Origin of the sequence: Clostridium sp. Marseille-P299 (genome assembly GCF_900078195.1) — a bacterium.
Classification (GTDB): Bacteria; Bacillota; Clostridia; order Lachnospirales; family Lachnospiraceae; genus Lachnoclostridium.
In genome coordinates, this window is the sequence record NZ_FJVE01000007.1 from 2,353,499 (window position 1) to 2,370,626 (window position 17,128).

The following is a 17,128-nucleotide window of genomic DNA, read 5'->3' on the forward strand; positions in this document are numbered from 1 at the left end:
TACCTACCTCACTTTCAAATTAAAGAGCCAAGTTCTTTAGGTCTCTCTCTATAAAATCATATGTCTCTTGCTCTATAAAAAGAATTTGAGAAACATCTGGATTTTTTATCACTTTATGATTTTGCATTGCTTTTTCAATAACTTCCGTAATTGCTAAATAGGAAATCTCTCGATTTAAAAACTTTGCGACAGCAAGTTCATTTGCTGCATTATAAACTGTAGGCATACTATCACCAATTCGCATTGCCTCAAATGCTAACGCAAGTCCTGGAAAGTTTTCATAATCTGGCTTGTAAAAATCAAGTTTTGCAAGAGAAAATAAATCAAGTCGCTCACCAGGTAAGTATTTACGCTCTGGATAATAAAGTGCATATTGAATTGGTAATTTCATATCTGGTGTTCCAAGCTGCGCTATGATACCACCATCTTTATATTCAACGGCAGAATGAATCACGCTTTGTGGCTGAATCACTACTTCGATCTGATCAAGTGAAACATCAAAGAGCCATTTTGCTTCCATTACCTCAAGTCCTTTATTTACCATGGTAGATGAGTCAATTGTTATCTTACGCCCCATTGCCCAATTTGGATGCTTTAGAGCATCTTCTACCTGAATATTTTTAAGGTCTTCTCTTTTACGACCACGAAATGGACCTCCAGAAGCGGTTAAAATTATTTTAGATACCTCTTTTTTATCATTACAACCTTGTAAAGATTGGAAAATCGCAGAATGCTCACTATCCACAGGTAGTAATTTCACACCATATTCTTTGACAAGAGGCATAATAATATGTCCAGCAGTAACTAAAGTCTCTTTATTGGCAAGTGCAATATCTTTTCCAGCTTTAATTGCCTCAATTGTAGGAAGGATACCAATCATTCCTACGACAGCCGTTACTACCATAGATGCATCCGTTTCTGTTGCACAAGCGATTAATCCATCCATACCTGTAACTACTTCAACATCGATATCTGAGACGTTTTTCTTTAATTCTACTGCTTTTTCTTCATTAAATACACACACAATTTTTGGATTAAATTCTCTTATTTGTTTTTCAAGAAGTTCTATATTATTACCTGCTGCTAAGGCAGATACCTTAATGTCTTTATTGTATCGGATAACTTCTAATGTTTGAGTTCCTATTGATCCAGTAGAACCCAAAAGTGAAATTGTTTTCATCATTAATTGCCTTTCTATTGTAGATTATAATTATTAATGTTGTATAATTTACTTACATGTATAAAAAAAAATTTACTTAAGTTTTAAGTATTGGTCAAATTAAATCATCTCATTATTTCTATTTTTCTTACAAAGCATGAATACATTTATTCCATTCTATAATGTAAATACTAGTAACCTATAAATTAAAGAATATAATTACGTTAACAGATGTTGTATAACTTCGTTACTCAATTATACATAACATTTTGAAAAATGTAAATCTGTAATGTTGTTTATACATCCAAGCCTTTATATAATCTTTTTATTTATGTTGCCACAGGATCTAAATAAAAAGATCATTCAACAAGCATAAATACCCTTTTAAGAGCTACTCAATCAATCCCGCCATCCTAAGTATGTGTCTAGCATTCGTTGTACGACATCTACCATCCTTTATTTTATAAAATATTATCTTTCTCATAATATTCTTCAAAATGATGATTTTTACCTTTAATCTCTTTATCCTCAACAAGGCTACACAACTCAAAGTCATGTGTCGATACTACCGCAATGATATAGTCTTTATTCAAACCTTTAAGAATTTCTTTCGCACCAGTGATTCGATCTGCAGAATTCGTACCTTTAAATATTTCATCAATTAAAACTAACATTGGCTTTTGTCTCTTTGAATATTCTACCATCTCTCTTATTCGAAGTACCTCAGCATAAAAGCTTGAAATACCTTTTGACACATCATCTTGCACTCGCATTGAAGTAAACAACTTCATACATGATAATCTCATACTTTTCGCACAAACTGGAGCACCAGCATAGGCTAAAACAACATTCACTCCTATTGTTCTTAAAAATGTTGTTTTACCAGACATATTTGAACCTGTAATTATATCTATTCCACATTCCATCAAGATTGAATTTTTCACAACGAAGTCACTTGAAATAAGTGGGTGTGCCATATCTTGACCCTCAAATAATACACTTTTTCTATCTTCAATCTTCGGAAATACAACCAGTTTATCTCTTGCTAACACTGATAAACTTAAAAGAGCCTCTATTTCACCAACCACAAAAAAGAGTTCTGTAATACTCTTACCATAAATACTTTTCCACTTATCAAGTTGATTCATGCAATGCAAATCATACATTGTGAGCATTTGTAAGGGTATATGAATATACGGATTTCTCTGCAATAAGAAAGCTTCGTTTAAATGGTTTAATTTTTCAAGTCCTATTGTTAACGAAGTATCTCCCTGCAATCTGCCTTGTAATTCTTTTAAATATTTCGAATTAAACTTTGCCATATCAATGTATTTTATTATTTTGCAGTAACTACTTATTTTATCACAAAATTGATAAACCTTTTTAGTCACATAACTATTTTTAAAGCTAATATAATATGAAATAATTAGCTGAAGTATAATAAGCACGAATAAGACATTAATATGAACAATCTTCATTAACACCAGTAGTAAACTTACTAAAGCAGAAATCGGCAATATAATTGCGCACTTTTTAACAATTGTGGATAATAACTTTCTATCCATATGAAGAAATTCTAGAAAGCTTTCATACCACGTTTTAGAATCCTCTCCATTCTTTAATCCGATCATCATACTTAATGCTTCAAGCTCAAGAGCAAGTTCTTCATTCTCCATGAATTCCTTAACTGCTTGTTGTTTTTTAATTATATCCTGTGCATTATTATGACCTTCTTTTAAATATATGGATAAGCGTTTCCTACCTTCCTCGGTATTACAAACACTTAAATACTGATACAAAGAATTTTCACCAAAAATATCAATGTCCTGTTCTATTTCAGTATTAGCATCTAAAAAATCCTTTCCAGTATCTTTAAACACGGACCAATTATTGGTATTGCGAGCTATCTGCCTAGTTAATACCTTTTGTTTGGCTTTCAAATAATCCCTATTTTCACTTAGTTTTTCATACCAAGAAAGCATGCCTATAAAGCAGATACAACATAATAAAAAGACTACAAAATATATGCTTTTTTTATCAACGACACTAATTACAAATCCGATAATTCCTATGACACTTACCAATAATCTAAGATTTGATATTACATTTAGCTGATGATTTATTTTTTCATAATCTTTGTCTACTTTAATAAGTATCTCTTCATAATTATTCATTAAGTCCTCCATTAAGCCCCCATTCGTTATACTAAAATACATCGTCAAATGTAAAAACAGTTCATTTTCTCTTAAATCAGTATGTAAAAAGGGCCAATACACAAAATCCTAGGACAACAATATGTGTATTAACCCTTATTAAAATAAATCATTTCTTATAAAATTTGTGCTAAATAAAATACAATCGGAGCTGTAAATATAATACTGTCAAATCGATCTAAAATACCGCCATGACCAGGGATTAATTTTCCATAGTCCTTAATATCATTGTTTCTCTTAATAGCAGATGCTGCCAAATCTCCGATTTGAGATATAATAGAGGAACATCCGCCAATGATAGCAAACGCAAGTTGCGGATATGTAACACCGCTTATGTTATTCTTAAATACCGTTGCAAATAAAAATCCAAGAAATGCAGCACCAAGGATACCGCCGATGCTACCTTCTATTGATTTATGTGGACTTAACACAGGTGCTAATTTACGTTTTCCAATCTTTCTACCTACAAGGTAAGCACAAGTATCAGAACCCCATGCACCAATAAAGGTCATCCAAACAAGATATTGTCCACCTTCAAGAATTCTAACGCGGTAAATAAATGATAACATAATTGCAACATAAAATAAGCCAAAGAAAGTTAAAGTAACTTGGTATGACTCATATTTTGGGAAGCTAAATACATATACAATCATAATGCAAAGTAAGCTTCCAATTACCATAGGAAAAATAAGATCTTCCCTACTAAATAATAATAACAAATAATAAATGATGCAACTTATATACCCTACATAAGCAATCGGTTTCTTATGCATATCTAAAATTCGATATAATTCCATCAATCCAATTAATGAAATCACTAAAGTGATACCATATAAAACGTAACCGCCTAAGACCAAGGCAGTCACAGCGATGATCATTAATATACAGGAACTACGAAAACGAATCCAAAATGAATTATCCTTTTGTGACATTACAATCCTCCAAATCTTCTCTCACGACCGTTATAATACTCAATCGCTTTAATAAGCTCCTTTTTATTGAAATCTGGCCAAAGTACATCTGGAAAATAAAATTCTGCATATGCTAATTGCCACAACATAAAATTAGATAAACGTTGCTCTCCACTTGTACGTATTAATAAGTCAGGATCAGGAATATCTTTCGTATCTAAAGCATTGGAAAAATCACTTTCTGTTAAAGTATCAATATCCAATTCTCCATCCTTATATGCTTTTGCAATTGCTTTGGTTGCACGAAGAATTTCATCTCGACCACCATAGTTTAATGCAACTTGAAAATTAAGGCCTGTATAATGCTTTGAACCTTCCTCAAGTATGCGTATCTTTTCCTGCATGTCAGGTGCCAAACGCTTAATATCTCCAATGATACGAACGCGCATATTATTCTTTTTACACTTTTCAAGACTCTGATCTAAAAAGTCACGAAGTATTTTCATTAATGCTTCCACTTCTGAATCAGGTCTTGACCAATTTTCTGTAGAAAACGCGTATACAGTAACATATTTTATACCAAGTTCCCAAGCATCTTTACAAATTTTTTCTAATATCTTACTACCTTGAGAATGTCCATAATTTCTTGGCATCAAACGTTTTTTTGCCCATCTTCCGTTCCCATCCATGATAATGCCAACATGAGTTGGGATATTTAATTCTTTATCTAGTTCTTTCGCCATAACATAAACCTCTCTACAATAAAAGGGGCCGTTGCAAAATATTCATAACAATGAAAATATATTTTGCAACAGCTCCTTTCGAAATTTATCAATAGTATACTTCATTATGGATGAATTAGTACTATATTAATATATACTTTATTCGTATATTATATTGATATACTATCTAAATGTATACTTATCCTATAATAATTATGCTATTATTATACAGTAAGTACTTCTTTAGACTTATCTTCCATTGCCTTATCAATTTCAGCAATATATTTGTCTGTAACTTTTTGAATTTCATCTTCGATTTGCTTTTGCTCATCTTCAGAAATTTCATTTGCTTTGCTTGCTTTTTTGATTGCATCATTTGCATCTCTACGGATATTACGGATTGCAACCTTTGCATTTTCAGCTTTTTTCTTAACGTCTTTTACTAAATCTTTTCTTCTTTCCTCTGTAAGTTCAGGGAATACTAAACGAATTACTTTACCATCATTGCTTGGTGTTAAACCGATATCAGATGCTAAAATTGCTTTTTCAATATCTTTGATTAACTTTGCTTCCCAAGGTTGAATCTGAATCACTCTTGCTTCTGGAACGGAAACGTTAGCAACAGATTGCAAGTTAGAAGGTTGTCCGTAGTAATCTACACGAATCTTATCTAAAACATGTGGATTAGCTCTTCCTGCTCTGATTCCTACATACTCTTCTCTTAATGAATCTAATGATTTCTGCATTTTACTTTCAAATGGTTTAATTCTTTCATTCATGTTTCTATCCTCCTAATTTGTTACTACAGTACCTGTACACGCTTTCTTTACATTGTTCACAATACTATTTTCTTCATTTAAAGAAAATACTAAAATGCTCATGTTATTTTCCATACACATAACAGTTGCTGTTAAATCCATTATTGCCAATTTCTTTTCTAATAACTCTTCAAAGCTTACTGTCTCGTATTTCTTTGCATTTGGATTTTGTTTTGGATCACTGTCATACACACCGTCAACAGCGCGTGCCATTAAAATAACATCCGTTTCAAGCTCGATTGCACGTAAAGCAGTTGCTGTATCTGTTGAAAAATAAGGGTGTCCTGTGCCTCCGGCTAAGAATATAACCTTTTTTTCTCCTAGATATTCATTTGCTTTATCCTTTGAAAATAATTCAGTCATGCTACCACAATAAAATGGTGTAAGTATCGCTGTATCCATACCTACATAGCGAAAGATTTCGGATACATAAATACAATTCATTACTGTAGCTAGCATACCAATCTGATCTGCTTTTGTTCGGTCAATGGTCTCGCTACTTCTACCACGCCAGAAATTTCCTCCGCCAATGACAATCGCTACTTCAACACCATCATCAACTAATTCTTTTACTTGTTTTGCAACACCGATACAAGTTTGTTCATCAAATCCTGTTTTTTTGTCACCTGCAAGTGCCTCACCACTTAACTTAAGTAATACTCTGTTATACTTTTTCATAATAAACCTCCATGCGTCAATTCAAATTTATGTCGTTGATAAATTGAATATGGCATATATGTTTAGGTTGAAAATTTAGTTTTTTCAGCCTATCTTTTGGTACTTTCGTTTGATTTATATATTACGAAAATACATCCCAAACGATTGTATCATATCTTGTGTACAATTTCTACTTTAATTTGCAAGATAATGCATCTTGAATTAAATAACATGACTTTACACATATATTATTATCATATACAAGTTATTCTGTTTTGTAAAGTAAGTTTTCATTGATTCATCATCAAATAATACAATAATACTTGTATGCTTTTAATCTAAAACAACCCTAAATCAAAAACAATATTAATATAGAAGAAAAGCTTCATGATAGCAAACAAGATTTTAGAAATTGTTTGCTATCATGAAGCATATAACTAGACTTACTTATAATATATTGGTGTTTTCCCTGGTGCTATTAAAACATCGGTACAAACATACATTTCAGGACAAGATTATACAAATCTATTTTAGTTCTTCCTTATTATAATGTTGTATCCTCTACATTATTATTCTGTACTGGAACTATTTTATCAATTGCTTCCACTAATTCAGGATTTGCATTTATATTAATATTCTTTGTTACTTGTGCATCATATCCTTTTGCTTTCACAATGTCACCTAAATCAATACCAGTTACTTCTTTTAAGGATTCAAATACTTGTGTCATAACCCCTGTTACATTCCCTGCAACATTGGATACACCGTTACTTCCATTCCCGCCATCCATAATAACAATCTTATCAATTTGTGATAATGGTTGAGCAATCTTTCCAGCAACATCTGGTAAAACTTGAATAAGCATTTCAGCAACTGCTGCACTGGAGTATTTTTGATAAGCTTCTGCCTTTTTCTCCATTGCCTCTGCTTCTGCAATACCCTTTGCTCGAATCGCATCTGCTTCTGCTTTACCTTTTTGGCTAATAACATCTGCTTCCGCTTGACCTGTTTTTCGAATTGCCTCTGATTCAGCAATTGCACGTAAACGCTTTGCTTCTGCTTCTGCCTCTGCAAATTTTTTCTGCGCTTCTGCTTGTGCTTCCGCTTCTGCAATTTTACGATATTTTTCAGCATCTGCAATATTTTGTTGCTTTTCTCTATCCGCTCTTGCAGGTTCAACTACTTCAGCACGTAAGCTTTCTTTAATACGTTCTGCTTGCTTTTGAGCAAGTTCAATATTCTTCTGCTCTTTTATAATTTGAATTTGAACTTGTGCTGCCTCGATATCCTTTTGACGCTCTTGTTTTAATAATTCTGCATCTAATTGTGCAGTTACTACTTCTTTAAAGGTAATATTCTTTTGAATCTCATAAGCAGCATCTGCCTTAGCTTTTGCGGCTTGTTGCTCTTGCATATAAGCAGCTTCCTGTACTTCTTTTAACTTCGTTGCTTCTGCAATTTCTGTTTCTGCTAGCAATCTTGCTTGCTCACCAGAACGTTTTGCTTTTGAAGTTTCAATCTGAGTTTCACGATTTGCTTCTGCTTTTGCAATTTCAGCATCTTTTTTCTTCTCAGCAATTTGTTTTACACCAAGTGCTTGTATGTATCCATTACTATCGTTGATATCTTTAATTGTAAATACCTTAACTTCAAGACCCATTTCACCAAGTTCTGTTCCAACTACTTCTTGAACTTTAGAGGAAAATGTTTCTCTATCGCGGTAAATATCTTCTACCGTCATTGTTGATACAATTTCTCGAAGTTTACCTTCCAACACGTTGGTTGCGGTACTACGAATGGATTGCTCGATTTGCATTTCATTTCTACCAGTAAACTGCTCAATTGCGTTAAAGATTGAATTTGTTTCATTCTTTACTTTAATAACTGCAGTACCTACTACCGCAATTGGTACACCTTGTGAGGACATACTCTCATCTGTTGAAACATCGATTTGAATATTTCCAAGTGATATGTAATCGACACGTTGTAAGATTGGAATAACAAGTCCACCACCACCGGTGATAATTTTCTTTTTGGTACCTGTCACTACAGCTGCCTTATCCTGCGGTACCTTTTTCCACATAGATAGTAATACACTAACGATAACAATTAGTCCAATGATTGCTATTACAATGTACATTGTTGAATTTGAATCTGGCATTTTACTCCTCCTATACCTTTTATTTTTAGAATATCGATTCGATAAATTCATCGAAAAATAACTGTAAGGTTTTCTTTGAATCGAATCTATTTATGAGAATGAAAAGACCTATATCTACTATATAATTATATCTACTTATTAATTCTCTTTTTGTTATATAAAATGAGAAAATAACAAGGATATAATCAATTCCGTACCTAAAAAATGAATCGTTATAAAGATAAGGTGTTTTCAATTTCATACATTTAATGAACGAAATGGGTTTACCAAGACCTTTAAAAATTAAACTTCAATCTAATATTATTCATATTTCTTTATTAAATCTTTTTCCCTTACAATGGCTATATTTTTTTCAAAGCGAACGATAGAAACAATGGAATCTTGTTTAATGCTTACATCTTTTTCTTCTGCCTTTGCAGGATAAGAACTTGTAATACCATCAAGAGTAGTTACACTGATGGATCCATATCCATTGGCAACGATGGTATTGATTACTTTTGCATCATATAATAGTAGTTGCTCCATTGAAATCGTTGTGTTCTCCACTTTCTTTAATTTATGAATCATTGTCTGCAAAATTACTGCAATTAGATATCCTAAGCCCACAGCAATGATATTTACAATAACTGCATTATGTCCATTGTAAAATAATTTACCAACGGTTCCGTATATCAATAATCCACCACAAATGCTTTGTATTGAAAAAGGCAAGAAACAAACACTAGTATCCCCAATATCAAAGCTAAAATCAAAATTTAGCAAATCAAAAATACCATCAAATATACCATCCAAAAAATCAAAAACCTTGCCAAGTACTAAAGATAGAAGTGGTATTCCAAAGCCAATTGCAACACATATCGTATAAACTCTATCCATATGAAACCTCCATCTGTTTTTCTAACATGTTGCGCCTAACATTTATGTATACGCCCGTTTACAATATCCATTATACTACATTTTTTACTTTATTTGTAGAAATTTTCTTATTTTAAGTTAATCTTAAGCTTTCTCTAATAAAAATAAAGAGTTGTTAAAGCGCATTTCGAAGAATCCTTAGGAAACGCAGTGTTTAACAACTCCAATATATTTTTAATATTATTTTAAATAACCCAATCGTAGTTTTGGAAGCTTACCTTACGAAACGTCTCAAATCTCATCCACTGATTTAAGAAATCATGTTCTTCCTTATCTTTTTTATTTTCATAATCTTCTATAAACTTCTTATACTCCGCTCTAGAATTTACTATAATTTCAAACCCTCTACTATTTGTAAGGGGTAGACCTCCATATTGATATTCTGACAATGGTATAATTTCTTCCACAGATCCATCTCTTACTTTAACTGCAACCAAATCTCTAAGAACTAAAATATCAAAATAGTTTGGATACTGATAGCTATCTCCAACCAGTGGAAGTTCATCTCCTACCGTATAGGTAATACCTTTGGCTTGAATCTTATTAATACTAAGTTGCTCTGTATTATAATAAAACTCTTCGAAGATATCTCCTCTTGCCTTTAAATCACCATAGGCAAACGTTGCATTAGGTTCCTCTTTTATTACTTCTTCACGATTTACAATAATTCCACCACCTGCAACATCATAGCCATCTACAAGAACGAATCTTCCAGTTGCATTGCAGTCAAAAAAGCGATCAAAGGCTACAATATCTTTCGTTTTAACAATCACTTCTGCTACATCATTTAATGCAACGGCAGTTAATTCTTTATCACTACTATCTAAAGTAGATGCATCAATTACTTTAAGAATTTTAACTATTTCTCCCTCAAATTCGCTAGTAGCAAGCTTAATCTTATATTTCTTACCAATTAGTAATGGTTGTTTTCCCATCCAAAAAACATTTGCACGGAAAGAATTTGAAATATAAGGTGCATCTTTTTCAAACGCAATAAGTTCACCTCTTTTATTAAAAAACTCATCTTCAAATGTAATTCCTACCGATTCTCCCGCAGATACTATGCTCTTTTTATCTCGTTCAGCCCAATATTCAATTGTTTTTACAATTGTTTGTTTACCTTCTGGATAAATTGTGACTTTATCGCCAACTTGTAAGCTACCACTTTCTATTTTACCAGCGATAATTCTTCGATCATCAAATTTATAAACGTCTTGTATTGGGAATCTGAGTGCTTTTTCTTCCAATCCTTTTTCTTTTTCAATACTATCAATTGCTCCAATGATAGACTCCCCATGAAACCAAGGAAGTTTCTCTGATTTTTCTAAAATATTTTCACCATAATATGCTGAAACTGGGATAAAATCCAGTGGATAAACCTGAAGTGTTTCTAAAAACTCCGTCATTTCTTCTTTTATGTTTTCATAAACTTCCTCTGAGTAGTTTACTAAATCCATTTTATTTAATACTATGTAAACCTTTTGTATACCAAGCAAAGATAACATGTAAGCATGACGTTTTGACTGCTCTTTTACTCCTTCTTTTGCATCTATTATAAGTAATGCTGCCTCTGCATTCGCAGCCCCAGAAATCATATTTTTCAAAAATTCTTTATGTCCCGGTGCATCTATAATTACATAATCACGTAATTCAGTTGCGAATTGAATCTGGGTAGTATCAATTGTAATCCCTTGCTTTTGTTCTTCCTCAAATGCATCTAAAAGATAAGCATATTCAAAAGGTTTTCCTGTTTCTTTCGCAATCTTTTTAACCTTATTCACAGTTCCTTCCGGAAGAGAATTTGTATCATAAAGTAATCTTCCAATGACTGTTGATTTACCATGGTCAACGTGTCCGACTACTACTATTTTTAAAATTTCACGATTAATATTTTCCATTCTTTTTTATCACCTTACTCTTTCTACAAAATAAATGATATTTTAATCTTACTCTTCTATCTTAGATTTCATAAATCTCTTAAGTCTCTTAAGTCTCTTAAATTTCTTAAATTTCTAAATATCTTAAATTTATTAGATTTCTTCTTTAATAATACCTACAGCAATCATTGTCAAAACAACATCGTTAACTGTGCCTAAGAATAATGGGGGAGAAATATTCATGAGAAATTATATGGAGAAATCTTAGTATATCTTAGTCAAATGTTAATATGGAGTGATGATTCGCCATGGACGGCGAATCAAGATGGCACTGAGCCAGGATGGCGAATTGCCATCGGTCACGGGCTTATGATATACACTTTCCATTTGACTTAGATATACTTGATTTCGGAATCTAATGTCCGAATGAATATTTTTCTCCCATTATTCTTTCAAAATCTTACCTATAGTTTTGATTCATCAACATCAACTACATATACCCGTCTTTTCTTAGTTTTTGCATTGCGTAGGAGTCTTCTTGATCTTGGGCACGACCTGCTCTTTCAGAAACAGTTGTGTGTTTTAATTCTTCGATAATATCATCTACGGTCTTAGCCTCTGACTTCACTTTATTCGTACATGGAGCACATCCTAAACTACGATATCTTTCACCATTCTTTGAGAAGTATAAATCAATGACCTTAATTTCTTCTCTTTTTATATATTCCCATATGTCAAGTTCATTCCATGCAAGCAAAGGATGAACACGAATGTGATTTCCTTTTGGAAAATCCGTTTTAAATTGATTCCATAATTCTGGAGGTTGATTGGAGTAGTCCCATTCATCTTGCTTATTTCGTTCTGAAAATACTCTTTCTTTTGATCTTGAGCCCTCTTCATCTCTTCTTACACCAACGATTAGCCCTTCAAACTCATATAATTTAGTTACTTGCTGTAATCCCTCTGTCTTTAATGCCTTACAACAAACTAATCTACCTTTATCTGGACCCATTCCCGCTTCAATTGCTTCTTTATTTGTATGCACAATAAGATCTAAATTTAATTCCTTTGCTACTTGATCCCTATATGCGATCATTTCAGGTATTTTAAATGTCGTATCCACATGAATAAAAGGAAATGGACAGTGTCCAAAAAATGCCTTCTTCGCTAGCCATAACAATACCGTAGAATCCTTTCCAATGGACCATAACATTCCTAATTTCCCTAATTTTTTATAGGCTTCTCTAATAATATAAATACTTTGCGCTTCTAATTCGTCTAAATGATTCATGGAGAACACCATACCTTTCTTGCAACCTATTTTAATTTCTTTATTTGATTCTTCTTTAATAGTTAATTGATTCCTAATCATTATTAATTTTTATAAGTTTTTAATTAATATCAGATATTCAATTCTGATAGTTATTGAATCCTAATAATTGTGAATTCCTAATAATTATTGATTCCTGATATTTATTGATTTGATATTTATTGATGCCTAATAATAAAGTTTCCTAATAGTTATTTGATTCTTTTTTATTTATAGAAATACTCATTTTTGTTCCGTCTGGTTTATTTATAATCCACTGTGTGATATCCCCTTCACATTTTGTGTACATATAGCTACCCATTCCCCCAATATCTGCCCCAAGATAAAAATGAATTGCACCCTTATGACATTCCTTTACGCACGAAGCGCAGCCCCAACAATCATTTTTATATTTTATAAAAGCAAAACCATTTTCATCTTTTTTAATTAAGCTACCTGGGCATACTTCAAGACATTTGCCACAACGGATGCAATTTTCTTTATTAATTACTATGCTCATAGAATTCTCCTCGCTCAACTAAGTCTCTATATATTACTTTAAGTTCTCCGTCGATTACTTTTGAGTTCACATATTTTAACCAATGATTATCATCTTTTTCTGGATAATCCATGTGCTCTGCAAAGGAATGCCACCTTGTTTCCTTCCTTGATTTTAGATGAGCAATTACGCTTAGTGAAACGATTAATCTTTCCTTTAGTTCATAAATATACATGAGTTCTTGCATATCATTTGCATGTAAAGTTCTGCTTAATTCTAGTACTTGATTGATTCTGTCTTCCGCAATTGTTAATGTACTTTCGTTATATTGATAATTGGCACCGATTCCCCCTGCATAGGTATCCATAATCTTTTGCATCGCTTCTTCAAGCTCTTCATAGGAAAATGTAGTTGTGTTTTTTTTCGAATTTAAATGGGACTCTAGTTCATTCTTTTTTTGTAATATAAAAGCATCCATAGACTCTTTATTTAAATCTCTTTTTTCATAATATTCATTATTTAAGTTCTTATCACTTGAGCTCACATTATTTAAGTTCTCGCTATTTATGATCTCATTATTTGTGTGTTTATTATTTGTGGGTTCATTATTTGTGGTTTCGTTATTTAAGATCCCATTATCTAAGTTTTCATTATTTAAGCTCTCATTATTAAAAGTCTCATTCTTCTCATTTGAATTGTTACCTATCATATTCATTATGTATTCTAAGGAAGCGATTGCAGCAATTTTTCCTTCCACAAGTGCACCTGTAACGTATTTTTGAGGACAACCGCCTGCTACATCACCTGCAGCATATAGGCCTTTAATTGTTGTAGCTCGATTCGTGTCCACCCAATAACCACTCGCCGTATGCCCACCAACAATGTATGGTTCAGTTCCTTCAATTTCAGCATTATATTCACTTGGCACTCTGCCGCTTTCTAACCATGCCAAGGTTTGACTTGGAGCCATATTTAAGTATGCTTTTAGTAATTCCTGTTCTTGCTCCTTCGTTATACCTTTCGTCTTTAGATAACTAGGTCCTCTGCCCTCCATCGTTTCTTTTACTGTTGCATACACACGATCACTCGTTGTATTCCCATATATTCTTTCATATTCTTCCCCGCAAGAATTGATTTGTTTTGCAAATACTCCCTGTGCAATTGTCCCTGTCGGTGCAATGGTATCTTTTAAACGAAGAGCGATAAAACGCATTTCAAAGGAGGTCATTTCTGCACCTGCTTTAATTCCCATAGCGTATCCTGCTCCTGTGTTAAATGGTGGGTACCACATTTTATGTCTAGAACCTCCTGGGTTGTTCGGACGATAAAGTCCAGCTGCACCACCTGTGGCACAAATAACTGCACTCGATTCAAATACATACATGATTTCTTCATCAATGGAAAAACCAATTGCTCCTTTTATTTCATTTTTCACAACGATATAATCAATAATTGTTACATGATTAAATACGGTAACATTTTTACACTGATTTACCGCTTTTGCTAAAATAGGCTTTATATTTTCGCCATTAATTTTAATATTACGATTCCCCCTAGAGACATACTCTCCATCCGAATCTTTTAATATAACAAGTCCAAGCTTTTCAAGTTCCTTCGTCGCATCATTTACCCCTCTTGCCATGGTTAGAAGTAAATCTTCTCTTACAATTCCATGGGCATCTTGTTTTGCATAGTCAACGTAATCTTCTGGCGTTCTTCCTTTTACAATATAGGCATTGATGGCATTTACACCGGCTGCTAGGCAACCACTTCTTTTGATATTTGCCTTTTCTACAACTATAGTCTTTACATTAGATTGTTTTGCTATTGTAAGTGCCGCATAGCACCCAGCAGTTCCTCCTCCAAGGATTAAAATATCACAGTACTCTTTTACGACCTGCACTGGAAATACCCCCTTTTATTAAATCATTCATTGTTAGATAAATACTGAATTTGTATCCGTTAACAAGGTATTGGTTAATAGATACGTTTCCTTTTCATGAAATCCATGCATTCGGTAAATCAGTACTCGTACATTCTCACCAATTGTTACAATATCATCGGTATTTTGGCGTTTTCCAGTTAGTAAACTATCCTTTACTCTAACTTTAATCTCTATGTAACTTCCTTTAAAAATAATTTCTTCCACAACTCCCTCTTCGTAAGCGCTCATATTTTCATATACTTCATTTACTTTTGCTATTTTAATAAATTCAGGACGTATAATTGCTTTATTTGCATTCCGATGCGTGGAAAACCCTTGGAAACGTCCAACCTCTTCTAGCACCGTTGATTGACCAATAAACTGTGCCACAAAAGCTGTGGATGGATTTTTATAGATATTAAATGGGGAACCCTTTTGTTCAATACGCCCTCCATTTACAATGATAATTTCATCTGCAACTTCAATGGCTTCATCTTGATCATGTGTTACGAAGATACTTGTGATCCCAAGCTTTTCAATCATTTCCTTAAGCCAGATGCGAAGCTCTTGTCTTACTTTGGCATCGATTGCAGCAAATGGTTCATCCAGTAATAAAAGAGAAGGATTGGGAGCTATTGCTCTGACAAATGCTACCCTTTGTCTTTGCCCTCCAGACAGTTGATGTGGATAACGGTCTTCCAGTCCCTTAAGACCGACTAACTGTAATAAATCTAATACTCTTTCTTTGATTTCCTTTTTAGAAACCTTTCTTATCTTTAATCCAAATGCGATATTTTCATAAACCGTCATATAACGAAACAACGCATAACTTTGAAATACAAATCCAATGCCACGTTTGCTTGGCGCTATGTCATTGACTCTTTTTCCATCAATAAAAATATCTCCTGAATCAGGGGTTTCAAGTCCTGCAATCATACGAAGGATTGTTGTTTTACCACTTCCACTTGGACCCAGTAATCCAATGAGTTTCCCTTTCTCAATGCCAAAGCTAACCTCATCGGATGCTAGAAAATCTCCGAAGTTTTTGTTGATATTTTTTAATTCCACATACATGACTATCTTCCCTTCTTTCCCATATATTCCACTATGTTTCTTAAAATTAATATAATGACTGCCAATATAACTAGAATTGAAGATACTGCAAATGCCTGTGTATATTTAAATTCGTTATATAAAATTTCTACATGTAACGGCAGTGTATTTGTGATTCCTCTAAGATGACCAGATAATACCGAAACTGCACCAAACTCTCCCATTGCTCTGGCGGTACATAAAATAATTCCATAAAGAAGTGCCCATTTTATACGTGGGAGGGTAATTCTTCTAAATATGTAAAAGCCCCCTGCTCCCATAAGTGTCGCCGCCTCTTCTTCTTCATTTCCAGTTGCATTTAGTACAGGAATAATCTCCCTAGAGATAAATGGAAAGGTTACAAATATCGTTGCTAAAATAATTCCTGGCACAGCAAATACAATTTTTAGGTTAATTGCATCAATTAGAGGTTTCGCAAAACTAACTCTACCAAATGTAAGAACAAAGATAAGTCCTGCAATAATCGGTGAAACTGCAAATGGTATGTCAATCATTGTAGTAAGTAATTTTTTCCCTCTAAATGAGAACTTTGTCAAAAGCCATGCAGCAAATAATCCAAAAATTGTGTTTATAATAACCGCACTTATTGTTGCAAGTATGGTAAGCATTAACGCTCTTTGTGTATAAAAATCCGTAATTGCATCCTTATATATAAGCCATCCACTTTTTAGCGCTTCACGAATTACAACAATTAATGGCATTATTAACATGGAAAATATAAAAAATACACTGATTAAAATTAGTAATATACGAACAAAGGAATTCCCCTCACTTCTTTTTTCTTTCATAATAACCTCCCTGTTACCATTCACTGCTTTTTGTTTAGCAATAACACGTATATAAGAGTAAT

14 protein-coding genes are annotated in these 17,128 nt (G+C 33.0%); all 14 read right to left on the minus strand.

What is annotated here, in order from left to right; translation table 11 throughout:
* Positions 1–19: 19 nt before the first annotated feature.
* On the minus strand, positions 20–1,180 hold the full coding sequence (gene dxr, locus BN4220_RS18280; RefSeq protein WP_066721147.1) for a 1-deoxy-D-xylulose-5-phosphate reductoisomerase: 1,161 nt from the start codon (positions 1,178–1,180) through the stop codon (positions 20–22).
* Between the two features lie 440 nt (positions 1,181–1,620).
* Complete coding sequence (locus BN4220_RS18285) at positions 1,621–3,333, minus strand: MutS-related protein (RefSeq protein ID WP_066719998.1); 1,713 nt, start codon at positions 3,331–3,333, stop codon at positions 1,621–1,623.
* A 155-nt stretch (positions 3,334–3,488) separates the two neighbouring features.
* A complete protein-coding gene (locus BN4220_RS18290) occupies positions 3,489–4,304 on the minus strand; it encodes a phosphatidate cytidylyltransferase (RefSeq protein ID WP_066720000.1) in 816 nt (271 codons plus the stop codon).
* Entirely contained in the window at positions 4,304–5,026 is a 723-nt protein-coding gene (locus BN4220_RS18295) for an isoprenyl transferase (RefSeq protein ID WP_066720002.1), read from the minus strand. Before BN4220_RS18295 ends, BN4220_RS18290 begins: the two co-directional genes overlap by 1 nt.
* Positions 5,027–5,229: 203 nt before the next feature.
* Complete coding sequence (gene frr, locus BN4220_RS18300; RefSeq protein ID WP_066720005.1) at positions 5,230–5,784, minus strand: ribosome recycling factor; 555 nt, start codon at positions 5,782–5,784, stop codon at positions 5,230–5,232.
* Positions 5,785–5,796: 12 nt separating this feature from the next.
* The gene (gene pyrH, locus BN4220_RS18305) at positions 5,797–6,501 is read right to left on the minus strand and encodes a UMP kinase (RefSeq protein WP_066720008.1); all 705 of its coding nucleotides are present in this window, start codon (positions 6,499–6,501) and stop codon (positions 5,797–5,799) included.
* Positions 6,502–7,024: 523 nt separating this feature from the next.
* The gene (locus tag BN4220_RS18310) at positions 7,025–8,641 is read right to left on the minus strand and encodes a flotillin family protein (protein WP_066720011.1); all 1,617 of its coding nucleotides are present in this window, start codon (positions 8,639–8,641) and stop codon (positions 7,025–7,027) included.
* A 300-nt stretch (positions 8,642–8,941) separates the two neighbouring features.
* Positions 8,942–9,517: a hypothetical protein gene (locus BN4220_RS18315; RefSeq protein ID WP_066720020.1), complete on the minus strand. Its 576-nt coding sequence runs from the start codon at positions 9,515–9,517 to the stop codon at positions 8,942–8,944.
* Between the two features lie 224 nt (positions 9,518–9,741).
* Complete coding sequence (locus tag BN4220_RS18320) at positions 9,742–11,454, minus strand: sulfate adenylyltransferase subunit 1 (RefSeq protein WP_066720023.1); 1,713 nt, start codon at positions 11,452–11,454, stop codon at positions 9,742–9,744.
* Positions 11,455–11,923: 469 nt separating this feature from the next.
* On the minus strand, positions 11,924–12,724 hold the full coding sequence (gene cysD, locus BN4220_RS18325) for a sulfate adenylyltransferase subunit CysD (protein ID WP_066720026.1): 801 nt from the start codon (positions 12,722–12,724) through the stop codon (positions 11,924–11,926).
* 223 nt (positions 12,725–12,947) lie between these two features.
* A complete protein-coding gene (locus tag BN4220_RS18330) occupies positions 12,948–13,262 on the minus strand; it encodes a 4Fe-4S dicluster domain-containing protein (RefSeq protein WP_066720028.1) in 315 nt (104 codons plus the stop codon).
* Positions 13,246–15,144 carry an adenylyl-sulfate reductase subunit alpha gene (locus BN4220_RS18335; RefSeq protein WP_066720031.1) on the minus strand — a complete coding sequence of 633 codons (1,899 nt, stop codon included), beginning with the start codon at positions 15,142–15,144 and terminating at the stop codon, positions 13,246–13,248. Before BN4220_RS18335 ends, BN4220_RS18330 begins: the two co-directional genes overlap by 17 nt.
* Positions 15,145–15,177: 33 nt before the next feature.
* Positions 15,178–16,239, minus strand: coding sequence for an ABC transporter ATP-binding protein (locus BN4220_RS18340; protein WP_066720033.1), 1,062 nt, complete (start codon positions 16,237–16,239; stop codon positions 15,178–15,180).
* A gap of 2 nt (positions 16,240–16,241) precedes the next feature.
* Complete coding sequence (cysW, locus tag BN4220_RS18345) at positions 16,242–17,066, minus strand: sulfate ABC transporter permease subunit CysW (RefSeq protein WP_066720037.1); 825 nt, start codon at positions 17,064–17,066, stop codon at positions 16,242–16,244.
* Positions 17,067–17,128: the final 62 nt, after the last annotated feature.